Origin of the sequence: Pacificibacter marinus, assembly GCF_018860665.1 — a bacterium.
GTDB classification, from domain to species: domain Bacteria; phylum Pseudomonadota; class Alphaproteobacteria; order Rhodobacterales; family Rhodobacteraceae; genus Celeribacter; species Celeribacter marinus_A.
On sequence record NZ_JAHKPK010000027.1, the window covers coordinates 1 to 2719 of the forward strand.

The window sequence follows — 2719 nt, forward strand, 5'->3', positions numbered from 1 at the left end:
CGACGTCTACTTCGGCCGCGACAAAGCCATTCTCAGAGAAAGGGAAAAAATCAAGAAAAACACAATCAAACAACGCCGCTTGCAACATCAGAAACAAGCCGCATAATCAATCACACAAACGAGCCAGAGCCTCCAATACTCAAGCCGCTCTGATGCCCCATTTTATATGACGACGGACAGTCTACTTACACGCATGGGAAACCGGGACTGAGGCCAAGGCTGGTGTTAGAAAATGGGTCGAGTTCTACAATCACAAGCGACCACATTCTTCCCTTGGCGGCAAACCACCTGCCGTGGTCTATTGGCAGAGAATTGAAACGACCAAACCCGATCAGCAGGTGCAAAGAGTAGCTTAATTTACGCCAGAACCTGTCCGACAAATGGGGAGTGGTTCAGTTGTGGCCCTCTAGGGAGGGGGTGCAATTTAACCCATCTGTAGATATGCCGTTACTCGCGAGACATTTCCGTTAACCACCCAGACTTGGGAAGAAGGAGATGTTCATGAACAAGGATCAACGCATCCTGCGGCGTCATGGGATGAACCGCCTTCCACGCGGGACCAGCGTGCGCGAGTTCCACACCAAACGCTATCAAAAACAGGTCCTGTCCACCACAGTCAAATGGATGTTAAGGCCCTGATCTTCAAAGGAGAAAAGGGGGAAATCTGCGTCGCTTTCAATATACCGCTATCGATGATGCAACGCGGGTGCGGGCCCTGAAAATCTACGAAAAACATACCCAAGCCAATGCCATCGACTTCGCGGATCACATCATCGAAAAGTCACCGTTTCGCATTCGCGAAGTGCGCACGGATAATGGCCACGAGTTTCAGGCCAAGTTCCATTGGCATGTCGAAGATCTCGGGATCAGGCACGCCTACATCAAACGCGGCACACCGCAATTGAACGGCAAAGTCGAGCGATCCCACCGTTCCGATCAACAAGAGTTCTATCAACTTTTCAGCTACAAAGGTGACGTCGATCTGGAGGCTAAACTCGACGAATGGGAACGGTTCTACAACTTCGCCAGGCCGCACGGTGCCCACAACGGACAAACCCCTTACGAGGCGCTCAGAGACAGGCTACAGTAACCCCACAAGTGTCCCGCGGGTCCGTCTAGGTTACATGCAGAACAGTTTCCTAGGTTTTGAAAGTTTGCAGTTGCAGCAACGAGTTTTTCAACAAAATTCGCCCATGTTCCCATATGCTGCACGATACACCAACGTCTGGTTTTGGTGGATTTGACATTGCACTTGTCGATATGACATGTATAATGTCACTATGAAAGCAGAACACCTTCACCGACTGATTTGGATGTCACGCCCCTTAATGCAGGCCGCTGAAGCTTGCGTTGAAGCTGGTCTGGTCGGAACCAACCTTACAGTCCGGATGCGCGCAGTTCTGGAAATAGTGGACAAATACGGAGAGCAGACCGTCCCAGATATTGCGGCAAGGCTCGAAATCAAACGGCAATACGTCCAGATCATGTGCAACGAAACGCTAGTTTCCGGTCTTATTGAGCAACGTCCCAATCCTCGCCACAAGCGTTCACCTATCCTGGCGTTGACCGATCACGGTCGCGCGGTCATCGAAGAGATCATTACTAAGGAAATGAAGCTTGTGGAGGAGGTTGGTGGAAACCTAAGCAATGAAGACATTGCTACCGCGCTTGAGGTTGTAATCGCAGTGACGGACAGTTTGAAAAAACGAGCAGGAGAGAACGAATGATGTTCGGCTATATCTTTGGTATTGTGTTCCTTTTCCTTATACTCTGGCTTGGAAACGGTGTTAGGCGCATCGGTTCGGTCAGTATCGGAGAAACGATACGGGAACGCGATGGATCAGCCCTTCTGTTGATTGATCTACAGTCAGTTTTCTGGGATCGCGGTCCATACTCGGACGCTTTAAAAGAGTCTGCCGCATCCGCCATTCTTGATGAAGTTGAAGCTGCGCGGGCCCAAAACCACCCTGTCATTGCCGTCCGTCAGGAATGGTCGATCCCTTCAACAAAGACTGTGGCGAGGCTCACGATGAAAGGACAGGCGATAGTCGGAAGTGAAGGAACCGAAATTGCAGAGCAATTCTCGTCACTTCCTGATCATGTTATGGTAAAGCGTGTGCAGGACGCATTCGAAACCGGCGAACTGGATGCCCTTTTGGAGCGTCTCGGTGTCGGTAAGTTACGTCTCGCTGGTTTGGATCTTAACTATTGTGTGCATAAGACGGCGCTGGCTGCTAAAAACAGAGGCTATGATGTCATCGTCGTGAAGGACGGAACTCTCTCAGCGGCACCAACGGAAGCTGCTGAAAAGCGGATGTTGTCAGCGGGTGTGGTCTTTTCTTGAGTGGACATTAATACTTCAAGCGGGAACGGCAACTTTGTCCTGTGTGGATGGCTCCCTTTTTGCAAGTACCTTTTTCGTGCGTGGCGTTTTGTCAGAAGCAGTCTTGTGTTAGGCCTGTTAGCGCGACACACATGGCCGCTGGCCCTGATGGTTTTCACCAACCAAGTCCCATTCCGCATATCGAACAGCAAGCGTTCTGGACAAAGCTCGGGGTGTCTTGGTTTTTGGGCAGATTGTCCGTCGTCATATAAAATGGGGCATCAGAGCGGCTTGAGTATTGGAGGCTCTGGCTCGTTTGTGTGATTGATTATGCGGCTTGTTTCTGATGTTGCAAGCGGCGTTGTTTGATTGTGTTTTTCTTGATTTTTTCCCTTT

The 2719-nt window shown here is 50.3% G+C and carries 2 protein-coding genes and 2 pseudogenes; all 4 read left to right on the plus strand.

Annotated elements, in window-relative coordinates; translation table 11 throughout:
* Positions 1-182 precede the first annotated feature (182 nt).
* Positions 183-356 (plus strand): annotated as a pseudogene (locus KO497_RS08965) (integrase core domain-containing protein); the annotation flags it as partial.
* Between the two features lie 160 nt (positions 357-516).
* Positions 517-1090: pseudogene (locus KO497_RS08970) on the plus strand (integrase core domain-containing protein); the annotation flags it as partial.
* A gap of 190 nt (positions 1091-1280) precedes the next feature.
* Entirely contained in the window at positions 1281-1727 is a 447-nt protein-coding gene (locus tag KO497_RS08975) for a MarR family winged helix-turn-helix transcriptional regulator (RefSeq protein ID WP_252729590.1), read from the plus strand.
* A complete protein-coding gene (locus tag KO497_RS08980; protein WP_215984056.1) occupies positions 1724-2344 on the plus strand; it encodes a cysteine hydrolase family protein in 621 nt (206 codons plus the stop codon). The genes KO497_RS08975 and KO497_RS08980 overlap by 4 nt, the downstream gene beginning before the upstream one ends.
* Positions 2345-2719: the final 375 nt, after the last annotated feature.